We start from the raw sequence: 25,033 nt of genomic DNA, 5'->3' as shown, positions 1-25,033 counted from the left end.
AAAAGACGCCGCGTTCTTAATAAAAGAACGCAGCGTCTTTTATTCATTCTGCCCATTTATCTGAGCTGGTTTTAACTTTGGAATAAGCACCGTAAATAATAAAACTAATCCAATTCCAATCAACAATATATACACCCACTGTAGTTTTAATCCTGTTTCCTCCGGTACATCTTGTACTGAGGAAGACTGAACAGGTGACTCAGTTGAAGTGAACAAACCATATTTATTAACTTGAGATTGAATGGAGTGGTTTGTTGTTGAATCATTTAAAAATAAAGAGCTTTTTAACGAAGGCTTTTTCTCTTCATCAGTAAATGGGATTCCTCTTATTTCCTCAGGAATGTTTTCTACTTCTCTTTTCGTTTGACCAAGAGAATCGGGATTGAGCTTTATTTGCTCATCTTGAAAAATATTGGGTGCTAGATTTTGCACCTGTGTTTGCGTGTCATTCGCTGCGTATACGTTTGAAGTAGATAGAAAGAGAAGAACCGCTAAAAGTGCGATTCTTCCTATCATATTATGCTTCATACGTTTCATCACTCTCTGCTTGTTTATCCTTAGATGTCAGCATACGAATGATAAACGGAATAACCGTTAACACAGCAGTTAGTCCAAGCAGAATAGTAGTCGCTTCTGCAAATAGAGAAGTCGTTTCGTACTGAATTGACATATATACTTTTGAAACCGGATCTTCGTAATTGAAGTTTGGCATTGCTAGATTTAATAGCGGCGTGATAAAGAATAAAATCATCAGCACTGTTACAATCCAACCTACGAAATTACCGATTAAGAAGGCTCCTCTTACAAGAGTTGAAGCTAATAGTAATAGTACAATCGTGAAGATAGACCATTCCATTGCTCTTTCTCCTGACAGTGAGTAAATATTTAAGCTGAATGTACTAATCATTAAACCAACAATCATCACCAGTAGTCCGAATAATGATCCTCTTACAAGAAGAGGCGCGTTTTTGTAGTAGTGACTAAAGTATCCTATTAATAAACTGCTGATAAGGATAATAACAAGAAGTACAACAGGTGGAACAGTCTTTGTCTTTTCTGCTGGTACCTCACCGCTTACCTGTAGCGGATTTGCAAGGTAGTCATAGACATAATCATTGTTTTGGCCATCTACTAACGTGTTGTTTAATAGACGATATACTTGGCCACGCACAAGCTTCGTTGAATCTACGTTTTGTGACCATTTGTTATTAAGCGTATCCGCTTGATCCTGTACTTCGTTAACTTTCTCCTGCAGTTCACCCGTATACTCTACAACGCTTGATTGACGTTCACCAAGAGTTGAAATCAAATCATTCATTCCTTTTAGCTCTTGACCCATACTCTTTTGAAGAGTAATAAGACTTGAAACGTCTGCATTCTCTTGTGTTGGAGCTTCAACTGCACTTTCAGAAGCTACGCTTTGAAGCGTTTCATTCATTGATCCTGCCTTTTCTTGAAGAGCTGATAAGCTTTCAACAATAGATGCTTGCTCCCCTTCAATTAGCTGGCCATAAGAATCAGTAAACTGTTGAATAGATGAAGAGAATGAATCTATTCCTTCTGCTGTTGATAATAAGTTATTTTGCAGCTGCTTGCGAATAACGCTTGGCTGCTCATCTCCGTAAAGAATTGCTTGAATGCGCTGACGCGTGCCTTCATTTTGCAGCACAGCGTCTTGAAGATCTTCGTTACTTCCTCGACTTAAGGCTAACTCATACTGTGAAAGATCCCCATAATATTGGAGAAGCTTTGACATATTCTCTGTTTGAATACCTGGAGCAAATAGTTCAGCCAACTTTTGTTTTCTGCTTTCAGATAGCTGACTTGAGGATAAAATTTTATCTTCTTTATCAGTAATCATGCTAACAACGGTTTGCACGTCACCATTAGGCTGATTATTTATTTCTTCTAACTGCGCTACGCGTTCTCTTAGCGCTTCGTTGACAGCTAACAGCTCTTGAATTTGCTTTTGAAGTTCTTCTTTTCCGTCATTGTCATTGTTGTTTGATGGGGGAACTTCAACCGTTACGTTTTCCAACTGGTCACTTACACCTTGTAAGCGTGTAGAAAAGTCTGCAATCTTTTGTTGCGTATCGGCCACGCCTTCATTTTGCTCTTCTTCTGGTAAAGCAGCAAGATTCTCACTCCACGCTTGAAGATCGTTCTTCATCCCTTGAAGCTGTTGACGTTGACTCTCTAAGTCAACAGGAACTGTTGTAGGAGACTCTTCGCCAGTTTCTGACGGCGTCTCACCCTCTTCTTCTTCTGGAATTACCGGATTATCTTCTATTGGTGGTAAGGTCTCACCCTCTTCTTCTTTTGAAGGTGCTATCTCTAGCTCTTTTCGAAGCGTGGACAGCTTGCTTTGTACTTCGTTTAGCGTTGTTTGCTCAGTTACTTGGCTGTACTGGCTGAGTAAATCCTGATTTAAACGATTGAGTTCGTCCCGCTGTCCAGACGTTTTATCTTCTGTCGCTTCCTGCAGATTATCAGCAATTTGCTTGTTTTCATCGATTTGCTGCTGAACGTTTGAAAGCTTCCCAAACACTTTCCCTGCTTCACTTTCAAACTGCTCGCGATCGCCGTTTTGTCCTTCAGAAATCATCGCGATTCCTTCTTGAATATCGCCCACACTTTCCGTTTGAGCTTTTAACAGCATTTCTTTTTGCTTTTCTTGGTACATTTTGTATTCTTCAACGTATTTAATAAAATTTGTCAGGTTTTCTTCAACCTGCTGCACATCATTTTTACGTTCACTTGAGCCTTCTTCCGCACTTTTTACATTTGTTTGAATTTGCTCAAGAATTTTCTTTTGGTCATCAATTTCACCAGCTAGATTTTTAGAATTAGGTTTATAGAAAGCTACCATTGTGTTTTGGAAAGCAATCTCTTTTTCTAAAATCTTATCAAACTGACCTCTAACCTTTTCAACTTCTTGCGATACATAGCTCCAATAAAGAGAAGACATATCATTGTTTACTTTGGCCGTCGCATCCTCTAGCTCACGAACGACTTTTTCTTTGTTAACTGCATTCAATTGATTTTGAACTTTATATTGGAAAGTGGCTTTCTGAGGTTTCTCTTGGTCATACGTCAAAATATTCTCTGAGAAGTTCGATGGAATATAAATTACCGCATCGTATTTACCACTTTGTAATCCATTTGTAGCTGCGCTTCGACTTAGGACCGTCCAATCGTAATCTGAATCCTTATCTAATATGGCTGCCACTCGTTGTCCAAAACGAATAGGCTCTTCACCTTTTTCTTCCTCCACACCAATATCTTCATTTACAACAGCGATGGTTCTTGTTGCATTTTCAGTTACTTTCAGTGGGTTATCACCAATATATTGAAAGAAAAGGGAAGGAAACCCTAAGATGAAAATGACAGCTACGATTACTTTAAGCGTATATTTTCGCTGTTCCGTCATATTAGAACCTTCCTTTCACTCATACATAAGGGAATTTGAATACGCGTCGCTTTATTGTCTTTTACGTAATATCCAAACCCTGGGTTTACATCTGCTTCTTTGCGATCATAGTTTAGGTTAATCAGGTTTTGCTCTGATTTTTTCATTAATAAAACGGCTTGGCGTATTTGCTTCATTTCAGTGGTTAATACATCAAAGCCTTTAGAGAAGTCATTTTGACTTCCTGATGCAACAATATTAAAGCCAACATGACTATAGTTTTTAATAAGCTTTGTAATGCGATCTTGCATCAAGGTATCAATGGTTTGCTGGAATCGTCCAAACCCATCAATCATAAGAAGTATTGGTGTAAATGTTAAGTCACCAACGGTTCCATCATGAATGGCTTCTAAATAGCGCTCTTCTCGTTTTTGCAGCTTTGCTTCCGCTCCTTCTATCCACTGCATAATTTGCTCTTTCGTCTCAATGTATACAATTTCATCTTCCGTGGCATAAGATGAAAGGCCACGATCGATTGCATCAAATAAACCAATTTGACGAATCCCCTGCACAAGAGAAGTTTGTAGCATCACTTTAAGGACGTTTGTTTTTCCTTTTTGTGTCGGCCCCAGCACGAGACAATGTTTGTTCTTCATTAAGTTTAAGTGCACTGGACGAACAAACTCTTCATCTAATCCGAGCGGAATAACACCACTTTCTCGTACGATACGGTGATCCGTCATAAACTCATGCAGTACAAGTTTAGGTTGTAACATTGGCACTTGTTCTGGTAATTCAATACCTGCATATTTCTCTTTCAGAACCTGAACTTGATTTTTGATGTTATCAAGAATCGCGAAGTCATCCTCACCTTCAGCGGGCAGGAACATCTGTGAAAAATAAGACGTATCCGTTTTAATAACCGCACGACCAGGTATTGCTTCTAGAGCATAAGGAATGCGTCCTAAGATTGTGTATGATTCTGAGCTATCCATTAAATAGTGAACAACCTTGGTTTTTAAGTTATTCATAAGCGACTGGCGCACAGAGTTAATTCGCGTTGCCGTAAAAATCATATATACGCCAAGCGACTGGCCGTCACGGACAAGCTGCGTAAATTGCATCTCTAAATCTTGCATTTCTTCTTTTACAAGATCAAAATTATCAATCGTGATAAAGATAAGCGGAAGCTTCTCTTGAGCCATTCGGTTATACATCTTTATGTTGCTAACCTCTGTGTCTTGGAATAGCTGCTTGCGCTCGGATAGCTCGTGCTTAATAATCTTCATGAACTTTTCAATCTTACGTCCTTCATCCATTAAGAAATAATCAGCAGTGTGCGGAAGCTGGCGTAATGGAAGCAGCGTACCATTTCCAAAATCAAAGATATAGTAGTGTAGCTCATCTGGCTGATAGCGCTCAGCGAAGCTAAGCATAAGCGTCATCGCAGTGAATGATTTTCCATAGCCCGATGAACCAAATACGCCGATATTGCCATCTTCCATCATTTCGTATGCATATGGCGTTTGGCTTTGTTTTTCAGGCTCATCTACAAGGCCAATATAGAATTTCTCCCTCTCTCCTGTTTGGAAAGCAGAGCGATATAAACGATTTTCTAGCGGAGGGAGCCATGGGCTTCTTAATCGATTAATTCCTAAATTATGTTGAACTTCTTCAATTCTTTCTACAATCACGGCGATTTCCGGCTGAGCACTTTTCTTTTTCGTTTGCTGTGATGATACGTCAGAGAGTGGAATTAGCCCTAAGTCTGTTACGATGGCCACTTCATCTTCCGTTCCATACACATCATCTTGTTGATATGGTGCTCCGCTCCAAGCAGATTGGAACAGTTCGTATACTTCGTTATTACCAACTTGTAAATAACCTCGACCTGTCACCGTAATCGAAGCCGCATCAGCATTTTTTAGAATCTCTTTACTATCTGTTGCGTCTTGTACTTTTAGAGCTACTTTAAACCTTGCGTTACTCCAAATTTGCTCATCGATAACTCCACCTGGCTTTTGTGTGGCCAAGATCAAGTGAACGCCTAAGCTACGTCCAATACGAGCGGCGCTGACAAGCTCTCGAATAAATTCTGGCTCTTCACTTTTTAATTCAGCAAACTCGTCTGATATTAAGAATAAGTGTGGCAGCGGCTCTTCAGCAGCTCTCTGCTTATACAAGTCTGTATAGTCATTTATGTGATTAACTTCGTACTGATCAAATAAGCGCTGGCGTCTTTTCAACTCACTTTTAATGGAGGCCAAGGCACGCGTACTGAAATTTTTACTACCTTCTATATTCGTGATGGTTCCAAGCAAATGTGGCATATTCTTAAACGGCTGTGCCATTCCTCCACCCTTGTAGTCAATCAATAAAAATGCGACTTCATGAGGATGGAAATTGACAGCTAACGATAGGATATACGTTTGTAAAAATTCACTTTTACCTGAACCTGTTGTTCCAGCTAGTAACCCGTGTGGACCGTGCGCTTTTTCATGTAGATTCAGCTCAACCAGATCCTCTTTTCCTTTTAGACCGATTGGTACAGCCAATGACTTGGCCGACTCATTCGTATGCCAGTTTCTCTCAATTGGCAGATCAGCCACTTCCTTTGCTTGGAATAACTCCAGAAAGGACACGCTGTCTGGAATAGAGTTAGTCATTCCCATTTGATGATCTAGCGTTCGCAGCATGCGAGCGAACGCTTCATTATCCTCATTACGGTGTTCATCAAGCTGAAATGGAATATTAACTGCCTTTTTCTTTTGAATTAAAATGTCTCCCTCTTGTTCATTAATATAACGAATAAGAGTGTGAACATTATCCGATAAACTTTCCTTTGTTTCAGCTCCAAAGATTGTAGAGAAGCCAAGATGCGGATGCTCCCCTTCTAGATATTCTAAGATTACGTGATCTGTAATAAGCTGTTGGTTCGTAACAATGAATACCAAGTGAGGTAAAAACACACCGTTGCCTTTCTCTTCATCCAAGTCTCTTTCGCGCAACAGTTCATAAATAGAGGATAAAAGCTGGTCTCTTGTTTTTTCATTATAAATAAAGCCTTTGGCGAACGAATGAGGCAGTTGAAAATGCGGAAGCCACTTCATCCATTCCCAATCCTTATATTCATTTTCATCAAAGATAAAGATAAAGCGAACATCATGATAGCTATGAGCAAAAGCAAGCTGACCAATTAACTGATGAAGCTCACGCTTAACTGTTTTCGATTTACCAATTAAACCAATGGCTCCGTTTTCTAACTTCGCAGTGATTGGCGCCTGAGAAACTTCACGATATACCTTTTCCATGTGCTGGGACTGTTCAAGCAGATCGTCAATTTCTCTATTAGCCATATCTCCTGTATTTAAGGAAATTTCATAGCTAGAGGGTACTGTCCCGGTACCAAGACGTATTTGAAGAAAATCGCTACTATCTAGCGTTCGTTCCCAAATACGGTCAGAGATATGATTGGTTAAATACTTCATTCGCTCAAACGTTGGAAAATGGTAATGAAGCACTTTTCCTTGCGATTCAGCTAGTTCCTGAAGCTCCGTTCGCTTATTTTCTAAATACTGCGTGTAAATACGGCGACGACGTTCTTGGCGCTTTTTACGCTGCTTTTTATCTCGGAAATATTGCACTGTTGAGACAACAAGCGTCGTCGTAAACATCATCACAGAAATAATAATAAAGATTCCACGCGGTTGAATAAGTGCTACGGTCCCCATAACAAGAAGCATAACAAGCGGTGGCAAGATTGTTAGCCACAGGCTTCGGTTGTTATCATCGCCATCCTGAGCTGGGAACGATAAATGCACTTTTTCATCGGGCAGCTCATAAATCATCCGCGGCGTACGGCGATAAACAGGATATTTTTTTTTCATTTCAGAAATAGGCTGTTTCGACTTAGGAAGCTTCGTAAAAAACTCATCAAAACGATGAACCTTTAATAAATCATGTTCAAGTAATTCAATTGTAACCGCACCCCATGTAATCACATCGCCAAGCTTCAGCTTGGTCACACTTGAAATACGCTGGCCGTTTACAAATACGGCACCATCTTTTGGAACGATTCGCCATGTTGCTTTAACTTTCAGCAAAGAAAATTCCTTGCTATTATGTACAACTAGCTTCTTGTTGGGCTGATATACATCTGCTGTCTCGTCAACGGTTGAGAAGTTGACCTCATGATAATAATCTATATAGTACGTATCTTCCTGCAGCTTTGCAGGACTCAGCACAAATCGAAGTTCTTGATTACTTTCTTGTAGGGTGATAGAGTCGTAATAACTCAGTTGACTCAGTTCGTTATCACCTTGAGAAATAACTACTCTTTGATCTTCTGTTGTCGATATAGTAACGACTCCTTTTTCAAATGGATAGGAAGAAAAAGTCACCGTCTCTTTCGAACTATTACCTACAGTTGCTTGGCGAAAGTTATCAAAGTTAATCGGCAGTTGCTGATAAGTCGTTCCGCTAAAAACCCATAAAATGCTCATCTGTCCACCTCCTAGGATGCCGGTTTATCCGACGAATCTGAGTTAGGAGCAGGCTTTTCATCTGCTTTGTCATCTTTATTTTGCTCAACTTCTTTTTCAGACTGCTTCTTATCTTCTTCCTGCTTATTATCTGCAGGCTCAGACTGCTTTTGGTTCTCCTGCTGCTCATTTTCAGCTGACTCTTCAGCTTGCTTTTCCTCTTCTTCAATCTGTGATTCAAGCTCTTCAATTTCACTTTGAACTGGATCTAATTTCTCTTTTCTTTCATCGCTTGCAAGACTTTCATCTGCTTTTAACTGATTTTCATATTTATAAAGACCGTATAAAATCAAGCTTCGATCTTCTAATAAGCGTGCTTCTTCTAAAGCCTGCTCATTTTCACCTCGACCGATATGAATCCAATAGCTTAAATATTTATCGTCTGATTGAAGCGTAACCGTATTTTGAATGACTTCTTTTTGTTCTTCACTTAATGACTCATTCGTTAAATAAGCTAGAGCTAGCTCATACTGAACAACTTTGGGCATTTCTTTTACTTTATAATCTTCCAGCTGCTCAATAACCCCACTATACTCTTGCTGTAAAAAAGCTTCATTACTACTCACGAATGCCTCTTGCTTTGGCTGTAAGAAAAACGTGGAATAAAACGTATAAATTAAAGCAGGAACTAAGAGCACCGTTACGCCAATTGATGCAAAGCGAAAGATGGTCCACTTTTTCTTCGGGACGGTTACAACTGTTTTTCGCACTTCTTCTACTGTCGTTAGCTGTTGTCTAATAATAGTTAAAAGCTCATTTAAGTCGTCAGCATTTATTAATTTAGAAGCAACCTCTGATAGCTGAATCGTTTCATGCAATTTTAAATACTGAATAAAGCTATATTTGGAATCAACAAGTGAAGCAATTGTCGCTTTTACTTCCACTAGCTCACGAGCCGGATCATATTCATATGGTGGAATGCTTTCTTTAATTCCATAGTGTAAGAAAGCAGGTGTTAAACTTGCGTCAAACATTAAGTTTTCTGGACAAACCACGAGATGAAATCTTGTAAAACTATGATTTTGTATAGATTTTACAAGCTGATAAGCAAACTGCCACTTTTGTTCTTCCGTCTTTTTCTTAAAAAAAGAAAATGGAACAAACGCTTCTGATGGCTGAATTTTCACGTGAAGCTCGTCTTCACTTACGATGATTTCACGAGTGAAATCCGAGTGCATCTCTTTTAACATATCAACTTCTATGCCATCATTTAGCTTTATCTTTTCTTTTTGGAAGATAAATGTATAGCCTTCTTCTTTGTCACGAATAATAGACGCTTCCAATAAGCTTTCTAAGTAAGTTGGTTTCTTTTCTGCCATTTTAGTAAGCTCCTTCAAAGAATTTCAATGCAATCACCGCTCGAAATGCCACATTCATTTAGTTTTTGATGGCCTGCAAATACTAGGTTTTTATTTGGAACGCGAACCCAATATCCTTCTTTTGGTGTGCTTGAAATTTTTTTAGCTTGCCATGCAATTTCAATCACTTTTTTTACAGAATGATAGTCTGATAGTCTTAAATCAAACCGCTCACCCGTATAGTGTTTTAGATCGATGGTCACTTCAATATACATATGATCTCACCTCAAAACATAGAAAAAGCGCCGTCATCTAAAAAAATGGGGCGCTCTTTTTATCTTATCACTCTCTATATGAGCAAGTTAACCGCGAATTTGGCTAGCGATTTGGTTGTCTGTATCTTCAAGAACGTTTGCAGAATCATCAAGCTGTTTAGCAATTTTGTTTAACAGATTCGACATTTCTACGAAAGATGGCTTTAGCTCTTCATATTGAGCGATAAATGCTTGGCTAGAAGAACCTTCCCACATATCTTGTAACTGATTTCTCATCATATCAAGGCGACCAACTAGGTCTTGAACTTGCCCACTTTCATTATTATAGCGAGCAGCCATTTCACGAAGTTCTGCTGGAGTAACACGAATGATTCCTGACATCGATTTCTCTCCTTATGTATCGTTATAGATTTACTTTAATTGTAAGAAAAAATAGGGTTGAAGGTCAAAGAGAACTTGTAAAAACTAGAAAAAATAAGAATATATATCTACGTATACCCCTAAAAAATGACAATAAACCTCATAAAACAATGAATTTTATCACAGTAAATATGGCATAAACAGAGACAATTATACCTATATACTGGAAATATATTCATTTATCATACAGAAAAAGCTAACAATTAATATGAAATTTGTTAGCTTCTACTACGATGAAAAATAGTTAAAAAGATTCTTATTTTCTTTTAGCATTTTTAACTCTTCTGGAATAAGTAGTTTCGAAAGTGGAGTATCTGGATTTAGTAAAATCGCCGTATTATCGTTTATCTCTTGCAATAAATCAGAAAATTTAATGACCGCAGCCTTCTCTTTTGATAGCATCTTTTGGAATGGATAATAAGATGAAAAGGCAGGTAAATATAGTTTTTGATTTTTTTCCATTACTCGGACACGCTTGTAAAAATCAACAGACTGTTCATTTCCTGATACTTCGATACATAACAGTTCACTTTTCATTAGCTCTTCATAAAAATGGCCAATTTCTCGATTATCTTTCATTGCTTCAATTAAAGCTTTTTCTAAGGCATTAAAAGAACTACCCATATTTTTCAGTTCCATGCTGTATATTTTCTAAGTCGTTAAATGGTTTTATCCGAGAAGCCTGTTGACTAGTTAACTGCCTTTCGTACAAACCGTATGTTCCTCGTTTATTCATTTGACCTTATCACACCTCAAGCTGTACAAATTTTTCATAAATTAAATCGCATGTTTCTCTATTTGTAACACCGTAACGATCAGTCTACGTTAAGGTTTTTCATAAAGAGCGCAATATTTATCACTTCATTCATTCCCTGCAAAATCGCTATGCTGAGCTACGTTTGTTCCTTCTTCTGTTTTTTGAATGCCTTTACCACCTAATATGCCTAAACCCATTTGAATAACACCGTATGTAAAAAACTCTGTACGGGTATGCAAATCACCGTGCGCTACTTTTTCTTCCCATGAATTTGAAAGGGATGACCACATCATGTCGAGCGTCTCTAAAGGGTGAGTAATTTCAGCTCGCATTGTTTCAAAGGTTTCCCACTCTGAAATAGACTTAACGCCTTCCCATGTATCCTTAACCCCTGTTGTAGCCCCATCCCACACGTTGCTCCAAAATTCTGTCCATCCGCCAGACAGCTCATCTGCTTCTTTTAGTTTTTCAGCTGTTTCGCTAACGAGCGTATACGCACTTTCAGTTAATGATTCAATTTTCCCAATAATCTGCTGGATTTCCTCTTGCAAATTTAGAATAGACTCAACGTTAGCTACCGATAAAAAGTGCAGATTCGTAGATTCCCAACTTAAACGCTGCAAAGCATCATCCGCTTCTCCTCTCGAGTGCTTAATGCGCTCTGAAAATCGCTCCAAGTCTTCGAAGTTCACTTTAATTTCCATTTGTACACCCTCTTTCCCATGGATATTTTCCATTTTCATATATTAAAAGTTTACTAAATAGCCTCTGCTTCTTCTCTTAGTCTTGACATTTCGTGATGCAATGAACGATATAACTCATCTCGAACGTCATATAAACGATAAGCTGCCTGTAGGATTTCATTATTAACATTCTCATAAGAATCTTTCGAACGGCCAGACCATTCAGAAGTATACTGTTGATGAGCACTCTGAAGGGCATATAGCATTTCTTCAAATTGATTAATAATTTGTTGTACCGTCTCCAAATACAGCTCAAGCTTTTCAACATCTCGATTATATTCCATTCGCTTCCTATTACGATCCATATCGCCAAAGAAGTCATCCATTGCATCAATCAAAATATCCCACGTCCTTATTCCTTTATTATTAGAAGTCTCTTAAAGTAATGTTAAAATAAGGTTATCCAAAACGAAATGCATCATTTAAACTATTTTCAATAATAGGATAATGTATCTATATGATTTTTTACCCAAAATAAAACAACGCCCGTTAGCTTGTAGGCGTTGCTTTTTAAACTCTTATTACTTTATCACAACAAAAATTCTTTTCAAGAAGGAAATAAAAGGATTACTTCTTTTTAGTCTGTTTATGCTGATATGTTTTTTTGTTTGTCTTCTTTCTTGGTTTGTAGCTCTCTCGTTTCTCTTGCTTCGTTCCTTCGGCTACAATTTCACCCATATATAATTCTTTCTTTACCAGCTTAATCTTTAGCTCACGAGCAATTTGTTTTAGTTCTCTCTCTTCACGCTCCGTTACAAGTGAAATGACCGTTCCTTCAGCTCCTGATCTTCCTGTACGCCCTGATCTGTGTACATATTGTTCAACACTTTGAGGAATATCCACATGAATAACATGTGAAAGCTCTTTAATATCAAGACCACGTGCAGCTACGTCCGTTGCTAATAAGATTGGAAACTCACCTTTACGAAATGACGTTAACACCTTTGAGCGATCAAGCTTTCGCGTTTCACTATGAAGCGATCCTACGTTCAGCTTTTTAAATTTTAGCTTTTCTTCAAAAATAGATAACGTTTCAATCCCTTTGAAAAAAGCTAGAGCTTTCATTGGTCCCTGATGCGCAAGCTTACGAAGTACTTCTACTTTATCTCGACCTTCACTTACGATATACATATGCTCAACTTTTGGAGCAGGAAGTTCATTTCGGGTTACTTGAACGAAAAGAGGATCATTCATTAATTCCTGAGCTAATGTTTGCGTATGCTGTGATAGCGTTGCTGAAAACACGAGAAGCTGACGATCACTTGGGGCCATTTTAACAATACCTTGTACTGTTTGAATATGTTCAGGTACAAACAGCTGGTCAGCTTCATCAATGACAATCGTTTTTACTTCGTGCATCTTCACTTTTTTCATTTTAATCAGCTCTTGAATGCGCCCAGGCGTTCCAATAATTAGGTTAGGACGTTTTTTCAACTTTTCAACTTGACGCTTAATGTTTGCTCCACCGATAAGCGCTGCGCTAGAAATTCCGCTTCCCTGGCCCCATGTTTGAATCTCACCATGAATCTGCATAACAAGTTCATGGGAAGAAGCTAAGATAACCGCTTGAATATGAGAAGGTCCTGGCTTAAGGTCATGTAAAATTGGAAGTAAATAAGCAAGAGTCTTCCCAGTACCTGTTGGCGACTCACCCATTACATCTCTTTTATTTAAAATTTCTGGTATAGCTTTTGTTTGAATAGCCATTGCTTGTTCAAAGCCTGCCTTCTTCCACGCTTCTTGCAAGAACGGCTGTAGCTGTTCGATAAATTGACTCATATCTTTTCTCCTTTGTCGTTCATCTATTATAAATGCCTAAAGCATCCGTTTCATCTTCAATAGAAGTCCCACCTATGATACACTATTGATTCGTTGAAATACAATGCTTCACGTGAGTATTCATAAGAAAAGCATTGAAAATGCGTCAAAACAACGCATTTTCAATGCTCTTTTCTTGGAACTATCTTAAGATTGGAAGCTTCATTGTAATGGCGGTCCCTACACCAGGGGCGGACCTTACAACAATATGGCCACCATGGAGCTCACAAATCGCTTTGGCAATGTTCATTCCAAGACCTGACCCTTCTTTTTTTTCACTTGTATTCGTTCCTCGGTAATAGCGCTCAAAAAGATTTTCTAGTACGGATTCATCCATACCTACTCCATCATCCTTCACTTCTATAGAAATAAATTCTGTTTCTACAGAAATCGATAGCTTAATAGTTATGTGAGGTGGGTTATGCTTGATTCCATTAAAAATGATATTATCAAGCATTCTCTCAAACCAACGCTTATCTACTTTCACCAAAACCTTCTCATTTAAAGGTTGATAAACAAAGTGAACATCTTGAATCGTTCGGTCATTTACAAACTTCAATACCACATTTTGGAGAAATTGATTGATTTCTAAAGGTTTAGCCTCTAAAGGAATAGCCTGATTTTTCAATTTGAAGGCTAACGAAAAATCCTCCACTAATTCAACCATATACTCTCCTTTTTGCCGAAGCGTCTCACCGATTTCTTTCAGCTCTGCTTCTGTCCACTTATATTGGCCGCTTTCAAGCATGTGCCCATAGCCTTGAATAGTGGAAATTGGCGTTCTTAAATCATGAGAAATGCCCGTCATCCACTCCTCCCGCGTCAACTCAAGCTTTGTTCGCTCTTTTTCAGCGGCGCTTAGCTTCTCTGCCATCTTATAGAAAGCTTTTATGACTTCTTCATATAACCGGTATTGAAATCGAACCTTTCCATTTTTACGAAATACACGCTTTTTTTCTTTATCTGTTAATACTTCAGAATAGTTACCATTTCCCATTCTTTCAAGCCAGCTGGTAAACAATAAAAGCGGACCTCCGTATCGAAAAGCATTCCATACGGCAAACGCAATCGTGGCAAATAGTACAGTGACTGCGATGACAATAACTACAATAATAATTTGTTTAATAACAGATGCATTCACAATATCCGTATGCTGGCGATTAGGAGTATGGAAAACCCACGTGTACCCGGTCTTTTTATCATAAAAATTAGTGGTGATTGTATCATATTTACCTGGTTCAAACTTACGACCGATTAACTCTAAGGGACGATATCTTACTTCTCGTTCTTCTCCAAATGAAACAACGATATGGCCTGTTGAATTTAAAATTTGCAAACTCGCATCGCTTTTCACTATTTCCTGCGTAATATCCTTCTGTTCTTTTTCATTCGGCAGCTTCCCTTGATACTTATCATAGATATTCTGTAATTCATCCCGTAAGTCATTTTCATACCCTAGAACATAGTAAGAAGGTACATCAAAGAATTTCTCAAACGAAGTAACAAGATGATACTCTTTTATTTTCTTTGTTTCTTCCATTTGTACAAGTTCAGCTACTGAGTATCTATCTGGAAAACCTTTCGGAGTATTCACTTCACCAATGACCTTTCCACTTTCATTAATAACTTGATACCACATATTTTCTTTTACAATTTGCTTTTGAATTTTTTCTGGTATCACTGCATGATTTTCTGTAACTTCCGTATCTGTCACCAGAAGGCTAAGAGTACCTGAAGGAAAGTCATGTTTAACTTCTTCGTTTGAAAGATAAAAAGCAAGGATAAAAAACGCTGCGCATAATAGCAGTAATATGCAAATAAACAGGGAAATAAACTGAAAAGAGAAATGGAAGGTTAGTCTTCTTTTAATTGATTTCACGATGTTTTTCCACGGACCAGCTTATACCCAAGTCCTCGTACGGTAAGAAGATGCTTTGGGTTTCCTGGATTTTCTTCAATTCGCTCTCGAATCCTACGAATATGAACAGTGACTGTGTTTTCATCAACAAACTGATTGTATCCCCAGACCGCTTCTAAAAGCTGTGACTTAGATAATACAATGTTGACGTTTTTACAAAAATGAAGCAGCAACAAAAAGACCTGAGCTGGACAAGCTACAACCTTTCCATTCACAATTAATTCGCCTGCCGTTTCATCTACTATAAAGTGATCAAACGTATAGCGCTTCACCATTGAAATAGATTGGCCTTGCTTCGGTTGTTCGAGAAGTGCTTCTTTCCGTCGTAACCTTGCTTTAATTCGAGCTGCAATTTCTAATGGGTTGAACGGCTTCGTCACATAGTCGTCTCCCCCAATCGCAAATCCAGTTAATACATCTAAATCCGATACTTTTGCTGTTACAAATAAAATATAGGCGTTTGATAACTCCCGAATTTTAGGACAAATATCAAAGCCACTTTTATCAGGTAACATGACGTCTAATAAAATAATATCAATTGAATGCTTCTGTAATAGGTCTAGTGCCTCTTTAGCAGTATGCGCTTTATATATATGTTGAAAGCCCTCTTTATTTAGTACCGTTTCCATCATTTTCACAATGGCCACCTCATCATCTACTAATAAAATAGATGCTTCATTCATCTTAGTCACCTCTTTATCTTATCATCCGCTTTCGATTTTATCATAGCAACATTACGAAAAGATTAACATTATTGGAAAATATTAATGAAATGATAATCTGGCGTTTACGTTCTTGAAAATATGCCTCCATATACTGAGAATACATAGATTAACAGAAAAGGGGCTTTTGATATGAACACAAACCGTGTGACGCTAATCGATAGCATGAGAGGATTTAGTTTATTTGGCATCTTACTCGCCAATATGCTCATTTTCCAGTACGGCATTTATGGAAAAGATGCTATTCACTTATTTTCTTTACCAGGAAGTGACATGGGCGGCTATTACTTTTTAAAAATAGCTGTAGAAGGAAGCTTCATGCCGATTTTCACTTTTTTATTCGGCTATTCAATGGTGAAAATGAAAGAGAGTTTAGAGCGAAAACAGCTGGGCGTGAAACGTCACTTCTCTCGACGTTTTAGCTTACTTTTTGCAATGGGTATGTGCCATGGAATCTTCCTTTGGGAAGGTGACATTCTTGCTTTTTACGGTATGATTGGCTTCTTTTTATTATTTTTCTTTTTAAATCGCAAGCCAAAAACGCTGCTAATATGGTCTGCGCTTTTATTTCTTTTAGTTGGCGCATCAAGTTATGGATCGCTGAATGAAACAACTGAATTTTTAATGGATAAAGATGATTTAACAACTTACGTAAAAGAATCTATTTCTACCTATGGTTCTGGAACGTATGCAGAAATTAGCGATTATCGCAATAACGCAGATGACCCGTTAAATATTGAAGGAACCAAACTGGCATTAGTCTTTCTATTAGCTCCCTTTGCTACAGCCCCTTTATTCCTACTCGGTATGTATGCAGGAAAGAAAGATTGGTTTCGCGCTCCGGCACTACACCAAAAGCGTTATGGACGCTTGGCTGTCATTTTAATCCCTATTAGCTTACTTTTTAAAGCTACTGCGCATATATGGCCAGATGCTAGCTGGGCAGGCATTCCAAGTGCTTTTGGCTTAAATTTGCTATCGCTCGGGTATATGTTTGGGTTTGCGTGGCTTTACTGCAAGCTTGAGCAATCCACTCTGATGAAGGCTTTTGAAAGCGTTGGCCGCCTTTCACTAAGCAACTACTTGTTCCAAACGGTTATCTGCACCACTATTTTTTATGGATATGGCCTAGGACAATTCGGAACATTTGGCATGATTAAAGGTATTGCACTATGTACGACAATCTATTTCATTCAGCTCGTTTCCAGCTTGCTTTATTTACGTAAGTTTAAAGTCGGTCCTGTAGAACAGCTGCTTCGTATGTGGACGAATTTATCATGGAGTGGCAAAGCAAAAATGAAGAAGAAAACATTCATAGATGATAGTAAACAGTCTGTGATTTAATCGATTAACTAATGAAAAAGAACCCTCCTTCATAAAGGCGGGTTCCTTACATGTTCTACTCACTAGCTAAAGGCATTGACACCGTTACCAATGTTCCTTTTCCCTTTTCACTTTCAAACTCAATCTGACCTTGATGACGCTCGATAATTTTAAAACAAACGGCTAGTCCCAATCCTGTACCTGCTTCTTTTGTTGAATAAAAAGGTGTGCCAACTTGTTCAATTCTCTCTTCACTCATGCCAATTCCCGTATCCCGAAACTGAATAACGGCACTACCTTCTTCTTCAGCTAACGTTACAATAATCTCACCTTGATTAATTATTGCTTCGATACTATTTTTAATAATATTAATGAATACCTGCTTCAACTGATTAGGATCTGACATAACGTACAGGTCCCGCTTTGAATCATAATGAGCAACGAGAGAAATATTATTGAAATTTGCTTGCGCTTCCATTAAGATTAACACTTGCTTCAATACTTCATTTAAGTTAGTTACTTCAAAAGCTACATGCTGTTTTTTACCTAAAATCAGCATTTCACTAGAAATTAAATTAATTCGGTCAATTTCAGCCATCATGATGTCTAAGTAACGATCATCCACTTGCTTTGTGGCCTGCATCACTTGTACAAATCCCTTTAATGAAGTCAGCGGATTTCTTACCTCATGGGCAACGGCAGCTGCTAGCTGGCCAATTACAGACATTTTCTCAGAAGCAATCATAAGCTCTTCATCTCGACGATAGTTCGTAATATCTCTAGCAATCATAAATACGCCGACTACTTGGCCGTTGACGATAATTGGTAATAATGAGCTTCTTAATAATCGAACTTGACCTTGTTGGTTCACAATCTTTAATTCATATTTAGCGCTTTTGCCTTTTAAAACATTACGAAAATGTTCATGACAAAGGCTTTGATCATCATCAGCGATTAATTCTGAGGTCTTCATTCCTTTTAGCTGTAATCTTGAATAACCCGTTATTTTTTCACCTTCAGGGTTAGTAGAGAGAACTTGACCTTCTTTACTAATCTCAAATACTGCATCCGGGTTATGCTGAAATAACGATTGATAATGTTCATGGCTAGTTAGAAGTTCATAATCCTTTTTTGATAATTCATCCTGTGATTGAAGCAAATAATATGCACGACGATAGACTAACCCGTATAGAATAATACCTGTCGCCAACATGAAGAACCAGCCTTTATACTGTTGAAAAAAGATATATAATTCAAACTTATCTTGAGCAAGAATACGAGATAACTTATCAGAAATAAGAATCCATACGGCTCCCGTTATAATGTACATCACTGCAATTTTCAGTGCTGCTTTACGAGCATCTTTTATCAATGTTTATCCACCTATTATTTTTATAGTTTATGATATCAGGGTAAAAAAGTAATTTATCTTCAATTAAATCCACTTCTTTACCCTTTATGTTAAACGTTTGCAACTAAAAAAACACCTGTTTTTTTATAAAAATATACTCGCAAAGTGAAAATGTCAGGCAGCGGCTCGTTGACTCCTATGATAGGTAATTACTTAATACATGCTTTTGCTTCTCATTATAAATGTACGCATAAACAGGGCGACCAATCGTTCCATACGTCATTCGTTCTCCAAGAACACCGATATCGGTCAAAAACTTTAAATATTTGCGAACGGATACTCTAGAAATACCTGATTTCTCAGCGATATCATCCGTTGAGAAAGCCTCCCCATTCATTTCTTCTATTTTCTGAATCACAACTTCAAGAGTACCCGTCGTAAGCCCTTTTGGTAGCGTTTCTGATTCGATTTCATCCGAACTATGTGAAGTAAACAACTCGTCCACTTCCTGTTGGTTCATCCTAGACTGAGATTTCATTGTATAGAACTTATTTTTATATGTTACTAATGCTTGTTGAAAGCGGCTGAACGTAAACGGCTTAATTAAATATTCAATTGCGCCATTTCGCAACACTTGTTGAATCGTTTTCATATCAGAAGCAGCCGTTATAGCAATAACGTCTACTTCTTTCTGCTCTTGGCGAATATATGTTAACAGTTCTAATCCATTTTGCCCCGGCATAAAAATATCAAGCAAAATCAAGTCAACGTGCACTTCTTCTAATTGACTGAGTGCATCCTTCACGGAATGAGCGATGCCCGCTACCGAAAATCCATCGATATCTTCAACATATTTTTGATTAAATTGCGCCACCATTGGATCGTCTTCTACAATTAAAATGTTAATCATGTTGCTCTATCCTTCCTTTATATGTAAGGTTTATTGAAAATGTTGTTCCGCTATTAACAAATGAATCAATCATTAGCTCACCTTGTAAGGCATCAATGCTTTGTTTCACTAAATATAAACCAAAGCCTCGATTAGAACCTTTTGTTGAAAAACCTTTTTCAAATATGCGAGTGAGCTTATCCGATGACATTCCGTAGCCATTATCTGAAATCTCAATTAGCAAACGCTCGTTTTCATACTTTAATACCACGCTTACTTTTTTCGATTTTTTATTATCTTTAACCGCATCAATTCCGTTATCCACTAAATTACCAATGATGGTAATAAGATGATGCGTAAGCTGTGAATCTTGAGGCTCTGGAATTTGATTAATAACGTTCATGCTTAACTGCACTTGTTCTTCTCTAGCGTAGCTCATTTTTCCCATTAAAAAGCCGGCTAACGCTAAATCCTTTATTTGTTTCGTTACGGAATTCACTTCTCCGTACCTGTGATCAACGAGTTCATGGATGTATTTTGACAGTTCATCATGATACCCCATTTGCACCATTCCTAAAATAACATGTAGCTTATTCATAAACTCATGAGATTGAGCACGAAGTGCTTCAACATACGTTTTCACACCTGTAAGCTGCTCAGCTAACACATTCACTTCCGTTTTATCACGAAACGTTGATAAAGCTCCTACAGCTTCACCATCTACAAGCAGCGGTACACGGTTTACAACGATGGAAATACCATTCACTACCTGCTCTTCGTCATAATGCGATTCGCCTGTTGACAATACTTCTTCCAAGCGTGAACCCGGCATATAGTCAGCAATCTTTAAACCGATTGGCCGGCTCGATAAGCCCGCTTTTTTAAATAATCGCACAGCTGATTTATTCGCTAGAGTAATCGTTCCTTCCTTATCAATAGCAAGAACACCTTCTCGCACTGACTGCAACATCATGCTTCTTTCTTCAAGAATTTTGGCAATGTTTGATGGCTCTAAACCAAATAACGTTCGCTTAATGTAGGTTGCCAATAGGACAGCACCGATAATCCCAACTAATAATCCGAAAAGAGACCCAATTAAAATGCGTCGATGACCTTCCTGAACAGCTTGCTCGACCTGAACCAGTGAAATCCCTACAGCTACCGCACCAATTTGTTCATTACGCTCATTATAAACAGGTACAAATGCTCTTAGTGATTCATCTAACGTCCCTTTTGCAACCGACGTATACCGTTCACCTTTTAGGACTCTTCTTTCATCCCCACCTTCAAAGTGTTTTCCAATTTTAGCTTCGTTGGGATGAGATTGACGAATTCCGTCCATGTTCATGACCACAATAAATAATACACCTAGCTCTTTTTGAATGGAATTAGTATATGCTTGAATATCTTCTGAATTTTCTTCTGCTAAGCCTCTTCTTACCTCACTGGAGTTTGCGACAATTTTAGCCACATCTGTCGCTTTCTCAGCTTTTTGATTACGAACATTTTCCTCAGTTGAGTTACTGACTAATAAATCGGTTAATAATAATGACATTAAAACAACGATACATACAAGTAAAATGATGACTGATCGCAGCGTCATTCTTAGCCCTTTGACCATTCGCATCAATCCTTTCTCTTTTTATAGTACACCAAAAAAGCCTTATCCACATGTGGATAAGACTTTTGCCATCAAATTGATATTTATAACTTAGGACCTTTTCGATATTTAAACCATCCCATTTTGTAAAAAGCAAAAACCATAACGCCTACAAGTCCAATCATAATCCCGAGTACAATAAAGTAATTATATTTACCAGCTAGCTCTGGCATATAGGAGAAATTCATTCCATATAAACCTGCGATAAATGTAAGAGGAAGGAAGATAGCTGACATCAGCGTCAGTGTAAACATAATGGAATTCATTCTGTCCGAGTTAATCGACATAAAGCTTTCTCGAATATCATTTGATAAATCTCGACTAGCATTCATGATTTCGATCATATTTAACAGGTGATCATAGATATCATTAAAATAACGCACCTGTTCCTTTTCTTTTAATGCATTTGTGGACATAATACGGTAAATTAAATCACGCATTGGATTTAAAATTCTACGCATTCGCGATAAATCGCTTCGAATATCATATAGATTTCTCATTAGTTCATCCATTGTTTCATTTTTTGCATTGTCTTCAATATCATCAATTTGATCTTCTAATTGGTAAAGTGTTGGAAAGTATTCATCAACTGTATGATCAAGCAGCTCATAAATAATTTCCCACGGATCATTCTCTACGATGTTTGGGTCTTTCTCGACAAGATTTGCCACTCTAGCTACGCTTTTTAACTTATCGACATGATACGTAACAACAAAGTTATCTCCAATAAACGCCGACACTTCTAAGTTTTCTAACTCTTCTTTATGCAGCGCATAATATACTAAAAAATAGTGTTCATCATAAATTTCGAATTTCGCCCTTTGACCTTGGGTTAAACAATCCTCGACGGCAAGTGGATGAAAATCAAATTTCTCTTCAAGGGCTTTCTGCTCTTGTTCTGTTGGGTTATAAAAGTCAATCCAGTACCAATCAATTGACGGATGAGCCTGTAGCTCGTCAATTGTTAAGTTGGTCAAAAGTTCTTCTTTTGTTTTTGCTAAAATTTTAATCATACGAAAACCTCTATTAGTTCTTTGTGAACATTACTGTCTTTTATCTTCAATACTGATATTACCCTGTTTTTATTGCATTCAAACATGCTAACACCTTCCAGATACTGAAATCAAAAAAGTGGTACCAATCAATTGGTACCACTTTATTACATGACATCATTTAGAGAATTCATCTTTTACTTTTTGCAAGAGCTCTTCTTTTGTTAGCAAATCATATCCTGTTAATGCCATTGTCTTTGCCCCTAGAATAAGCGCTTCTTGTCCCTGTGGACTGAGAGCCGCTTCTCTAAATTCATGCGTATGACAGACAAAATACTCGTTACATATTTTAATATATGGATGAATTGATGGCACCACTTGGCTAACATTTCCCATATCTAATGAACCGTGATCACCTTGGTCCTCAAAAATTTCTTCAGCTGGCACGCCTAGCAGCTGTAGATTTTGTGTATAAGCTGTTGATAAAACTTCATTTGTCACCATATCATCATATGAAAATTCATAGTTTGAAATTTCAAGTCGTGCTCCTGTGGATAAAGCTGCACCTTGTGCACAAGCTTTTACTCGCTCTGTTACCGCATTAACATACTTTCGGTTAGATGCTCGCACATAGAACTGCGCTGTCGCATAGTCAGGTACAATATTAGCAGCCTTGCCTCCTTCAGGGATAACACCATGGATTCTGACATCTGGTTTCACATGCTGACGAAGAGCATTGATCCCGTTAAATGTTTGAATAACTGCATCTAACGCATTAATTCCTTCATGAGGTGCTGCTGCTGCGTGTGCTGATTTCCCAAAAAATTCGAATTGAATAGCATCCATCGCCAGTGATCTACCGCTTTTTTGGTGGCAATAATATGGATGAACCATCATGGCTGCGTCTAGATGGTTAAAAACACCCGCCTCCGCCATCGTTACTTTACCACCCGTTGTTTCTTCTGCAGGCGTCCCGTATACGTATACTTTACCGCCTGTCTCACTCAAAACTTTGCTCAATCCAATCGCTGCTGCAATGGCCATTGTGCCAATTAAGTTATGGCCACAAGCATGCCCTAGCCCCGGTAGCGCATCATACTCTGCCATAAAGCCAATCGAAGGACCTGGCTTATGACTATCATACACAGCCGTAAAAGCAGTAGCTAAATCACACGTCCCTATTTCCACCTCAAAATTATGCTTAGCTAACTCATTTGTAAGCGCTGTACAAGCTTTTACTTCTTCATGGCCAAGCTCTGGGTTGTTTCCAATATATTGACTAATATCATAAAACGTTTGCTGCAGCTCATCGATGGTTGAAATAATTGTTTCTTTCATAACGTATTCCTCTTTCCTTTAGCTTCATTAATACACACTATTATACATGTCATTCTAATGAAAAAAGCTCACTTTTTCAAAGATTGAAAAAGTGAGCTTGAAATTATGAAACTTGATTTTCATCTTTTTTATATTCTGTTTCCCAGTAGTCTGCGTTTTTAATACCTAGCTTCACTGGATCAAATACCGGATCTAACCCTTGCTTTTTCTGAGCTTCATAGTCTTTTAACGCCACAAGCGCTGGTTTTGCCAAAATCAAAATAGCTATTAAGTTCAGCCATACCATGATTCCTAGACCTGCGTCGCCAAGAGCCCAAGCAATATCGGCTGTTTTAACTGCTCCGTAGAATGTTGCACCTAACAACACAAGCTTTAATACAAACATAGCCCACTTACCGTTTTTGCCTCTTGTTAAATATGCAATGTTTGTTTCAGCGATATAGTAGTACGCCATAATCGTTGTAAATGCGAAGAAGAAGAGCGCAATCGCTACAAACCCAGCTCCAAATCCAGGAATAAAGGAATCAATTGCTGCCTGCGTATATCCAGGACCTGCTTCTACACCTTCTAAATTTGAAACGATAAATGCGCCATCCGGTGATTGTGTGTTATACATCCCCGTAAATAAAATCATAAACGCTGTTGCTGAACAAACTAGTAATGTATCGATATAAACAGAAAATGCTTGAACAAGACCTTGTTTCACTGGGTGAGATACCTCTGCTGCAGCTGCCGCGTGAGGGCCTGTTCCTTGCCCTGCTTCGTTGGAATAAATCCCACGCTTAACTCCCCATGAAACAGCCAAACCAACAATCCCACCAAAAGCTGATTCTAATGCAAAAGCACTCTTAAAAATTAAAGCAAGAACCGCGGGTAATTCAGTAATATTAATTGCAATAATAACTAAAGAAAGTGCGATATAAGCCAAAGCCATAAATGGCACGATAATTTGAGCTACTCCTGCGATACGCTTAACCCCACCAAAGATGATTCCAGCTAATAAAATAATTAAGCCGATAGCTGTTACTGTTGGGCTAACGTTAAATGCATTGTCTAAACCTGCTGCGATAGAGTTAGATTGCACTCCTGGCATCAAAATGCTCATAGCTACTAGTGCTGCAATCGCAAAAATAACACCATACCATTTCATTCCAGTTCCTTTTTCAATATAGTAAGCCGGGCCTCCTCGATATTGGCCATCTTGCTTTACCTTATAGATTTGTGCCAGTGTTGATTCGATAAACGCACTTGAAGCACCAATGAAAGCTACTGCCCACATCCAGAACACCGCGCCCGGTCCACCGAACGTAATGGCCGTTGCTACCCCTGCAATGTTACCTGTACCTACGCGCCCAGATAATGCTAATGCAAGCGCTTGGAAAGATGATACCCCTGCTTTTGAACTCTTTCCTTGAAACATGAGCTTAACCATTTCTTTTAGATGCCTAACCTGTAAAAAGCGAGTGAGAATGGAAAACAAAAGCCCAATCGCAAGACAGCTATAGATAACCGGTGTACTCCATAGTACGTTATTTAAGCTTGCAACAAACTGCTCCAATAAAAATCCCCCTTATAACTT

The 25,033-nt window shown here is 38.2% G+C and carries 19 protein-coding genes; 1 reads left to right on the top strand and 18 read right to left on the bottom strand.

Going from position 1 to position 25,033, the window contains the following annotated elements:
- Positions 1-39 precede the first annotated feature (39 nt).
- From essA to LZP85_RS00300, 12 genes are all read right to left on the bottom strand, one after another.
- The gene (gene essA, locus LZP85_RS00355; protein ID WP_119543404.1) at positions 40-537 is read right to left on the bottom strand and encodes a type VII secretion protein EssA; all 498 of its coding nucleotides are present in this window, start codon (positions 535-537) and stop codon (positions 40-42) included.
- Entirely contained in the window at positions 518-3,430 is a 2,913-nt protein-coding gene (gene esaA / locus LZP85_RS00350; RefSeq protein ID WP_226639394.1) for a type VII secretion protein EsaA, read from the bottom strand. Before esaA ends, essA begins: the two co-directional genes overlap by 20 nt.
- Entirely contained in the window at positions 3,427-7,911 is a 4,485-nt protein-coding gene (gene essC / locus LZP85_RS00345) for a type VII secretion protein EssC (protein ID WP_119543406.1), read from the bottom strand. Before essC ends, esaA begins: the two co-directional genes overlap by 4 nt.
- 11 nt (positions 7,912-7,922) lie before the next feature.
- Positions 7,923-9,269, bottom strand: a complete 1,347-nt coding sequence (gene essB, locus LZP85_RS00340) for a type VII secretion protein EssB (RefSeq protein WP_119543407.1) — start codon at positions 9,267-9,269, stop codon at positions 7,923-7,925.
- A gap of 14 nt (positions 9,270-9,283) precedes the next feature.
- Positions 9,284-9,523, bottom strand: coding sequence for an ESX secretion system protein YukD (locus LZP85_RS00335; RefSeq protein WP_025907558.1), 240 nt, complete (start codon positions 9,521-9,523; stop codon positions 9,284-9,286).
- 87 nt (positions 9,524-9,610) lie between these two features.
- Complete coding sequence (locus LZP85_RS00330; RefSeq protein WP_025907560.1) at positions 9,611-9,904, bottom strand: WXG100 family type VII secretion target; 294 nt, start codon at positions 9,902-9,904, stop codon at positions 9,611-9,613.
- A 267-nt stretch (positions 9,905-10,171) separates the two neighbouring features.
- Positions 10,172-10,582, bottom strand: coding sequence for an SseB family protein (locus LZP85_RS00325; RefSeq protein ID WP_234561914.1), 411 nt, complete (start codon positions 10,580-10,582; stop codon positions 10,172-10,174).
- A gap of 222 nt (positions 10,583-10,804) precedes the next feature.
- Positions 10,805-11,404 (bottom strand): hypothetical protein, encoded by a 600-nt coding sequence (locus LZP85_RS00320; protein ID WP_119543408.1) that lies wholly within the window; start codon positions 11,402-11,404, stop codon positions 10,805-10,807.
- Between the two features lie 53 nt (positions 11,405-11,457).
- Positions 11,458-11,781 (bottom strand): WXG100 family type VII secretion target, encoded by a 324-nt coding sequence (locus LZP85_RS00315; RefSeq protein WP_224840340.1) that lies wholly within the window; start codon positions 11,779-11,781, stop codon positions 11,458-11,460.
- Between the two features lie 229 nt (positions 11,782-12,010).
- Positions 12,011-13,222, bottom strand: coding sequence for a DEAD/DEAH box helicase (locus LZP85_RS00310; protein WP_119543409.1), 1,212 nt, complete (start codon positions 13,220-13,222; stop codon positions 12,011-12,013).
- A gap of 181 nt (positions 13,223-13,403) precedes the next feature.
- Entirely contained in the window at positions 13,404-15,140 is a 1,737-nt protein-coding gene (locus LZP85_RS00305; protein WP_206782821.1) for a sensor histidine kinase, read from the bottom strand.
- Positions 15,137-15,862, bottom strand: coding sequence for a response regulator transcription factor (locus LZP85_RS00300; protein ID WP_206782820.1), 726 nt, complete (start codon positions 15,860-15,862; stop codon positions 15,137-15,139). Before LZP85_RS00300 ends, LZP85_RS00305 begins: the two co-directional genes overlap by 4 nt.
- A gap of 171 nt (positions 15,863-16,033) precedes the next feature.
- On the opposite strand from LZP85_RS00300, the gene LZP85_RS00295 reads away from it, so the two are divergent.
- Positions 16,034-17,245, top strand: a complete 1,212-nt coding sequence (locus tag LZP85_RS00295; protein WP_206833768.1) for a DUF418 domain-containing protein — start codon at positions 16,034-16,036, stop codon at positions 17,243-17,245.
- 55 nt (positions 17,246-17,300) lie between these two features.
- Here the strand turns inward: LZP85_RS00295 and LZP85_RS00290 are convergent, their stop codons facing one another.
- From LZP85_RS00290 to LZP85_RS00265, 6 genes are all read right to left on the bottom strand, one after another.
- Positions 17,301-18,596: an ATP-binding protein gene (locus LZP85_RS00290; RefSeq protein ID WP_061785857.1), complete on the bottom strand. Its 1,296-nt coding sequence runs from the start codon at positions 18,594-18,596 to the stop codon at positions 17,301-17,303.
- A gap of 175 nt (positions 18,597-18,771) precedes the next feature.
- Positions 18,772-19,485, bottom strand: coding sequence for a response regulator (locus LZP85_RS00285; protein ID WP_206782818.1), 714 nt, complete (start codon positions 19,483-19,485; stop codon positions 18,772-18,774).
- Positions 19,478-21,085, bottom strand: a complete 1,608-nt coding sequence (dcuS, locus tag LZP85_RS00280; RefSeq protein WP_224840356.1) for a DcuS/MalK family sensor histidine kinase — start codon at positions 21,083-21,085, stop codon at positions 19,478-19,480. Before dcuS ends, LZP85_RS00285 begins: the two co-directional genes overlap by 8 nt.
- 83 nt (positions 21,086-21,168) lie before the next feature.
- The gene (gene corA, locus LZP85_RS00275; protein WP_025907577.1) at positions 21,169-22,137 is read right to left on the bottom strand and encodes a magnesium/cobalt transporter CorA; all 969 of its coding nucleotides are present in this window, start codon (positions 22,135-22,137) and stop codon (positions 21,169-21,171) included.
- Positions 22,138-22,293: 156 nt separating this feature from the next.
- The gene (locus tag LZP85_RS00270) at positions 22,294-23,454 is read right to left on the bottom strand and encodes a M20 family metallopeptidase (protein WP_062687007.1); all 1,161 of its coding nucleotides are present in this window, start codon (positions 23,452-23,454) and stop codon (positions 22,294-22,296) included.
- A 103-nt stretch (positions 23,455-23,557) separates the two neighbouring features.
- On the bottom strand, positions 23,558-25,012 hold the full coding sequence (locus LZP85_RS00265) for an alanine/glycine:cation symporter family protein (protein WP_119544162.1): 1,455 nt from the start codon (positions 25,010-25,012) through the stop codon (positions 23,558-23,560).
- Between the last annotated feature and the right edge of the window lie 21 nt (positions 25,013-25,033).

The sequence above is a fragment of the Priestia flexa genome, assembly GCF_021441905.1.
Lineage (GTDB): Bacteria > Bacillota > Bacilli > Bacillales > Bacillaceae_H > Priestia > Priestia flexa.
This window is presented reverse-complemented; position numbering and strand designations above follow the sequence as displayed.

Coding starts and splice junctions, on each gene's coding strand:
- dcuS (WP_224840356.1), bottom strand. CDS start 21,085: ATGGTCAAAGGGCTAAGAATGACGCTGCGATCAGTCATCATTTTACTT.
- essA (WP_119543404.1), bottom strand. CDS start 537: ATGAAACGTATGAAGCATAATATGATAGGAAGAATCGCACTTTTAGCG.
- essB (WP_119543407.1), bottom strand. CDS start 9,269: ATGGCAGAAAAGAAACCAACTTACTTAGAAAGCTTATTGGAAGCGTCT.
- essC (WP_119543406.1), bottom strand. CDS start 7,911: ATGAGCATTTTATGGGTTTTTAGCGGAACGACTTATCAGCAACTGCCG.
- LZP85_RS00270 (WP_062687007.1), bottom strand. CDS start 23,454: ATGAAAGAAACAATTATTTCAACCATCGATGAGCTGCAGCAAACGTTT.
- LZP85_RS00330 (WP_025907560.1), bottom strand. CDS start 9,904: ATGTCAGGAATCATTCGTGTTACTCCAGCAGAACTTCGTGAAATGGCT.
- corA (WP_025907577.1), bottom strand. CDS start 22,137: ATGATTAAAATTTTAGCAAAAACAAAAGAAGAACTTTTGACCAACTTA.
- LZP85_RS00300 (WP_206782820.1), bottom strand. CDS start 15,862: ATGAATGAAGCATCTATTTTATTAGTAGATGATGAGGTGGCCATTGTG.
- LZP85_RS00295 (WP_206833768.1), top strand. CDS start 16,034: ATGAACACAAACCGTGTGACGCTAATCGATAGCATGAGAGGATTTAGT.
- LZP85_RS00335 (WP_025907558.1), bottom strand. CDS start 9,523: ATGTATATTGAAGTGACCATCGATCTAAAACACTATACGGGTGAGCGG.
- esaA (WP_226639394.1), bottom strand. CDS start 3,430: ATGACGGAACAGCGAAAATATACGCTTAAAGTAATCGTAGCTGTCATT.
- LZP85_RS00285 (WP_206782818.1), bottom strand. CDS start 19,485: ATGATTAACATTTTAATTGTAGAAGACGATCCAATGGTGGCGCAATTT.
- LZP85_RS00325 (WP_234561914.1), bottom strand. CDS start 10,582: ATGGAACTGAAAAATATGGGTAGTTCTTTTAATGCCTTAGAAAAAGCT.
- LZP85_RS00310 (WP_119543409.1), bottom strand. CDS start 13,222: ATGAGTCAATTTATCGAACAGCTACAGCCGTTCTTGCAAGAAGCGTGG.
- LZP85_RS00320 (WP_119543408.1), bottom strand. CDS start 11,404: ATGGAAATTAAAGTGAACTTCGAAGACTTGGAGCGATTTTCAGAGCGC.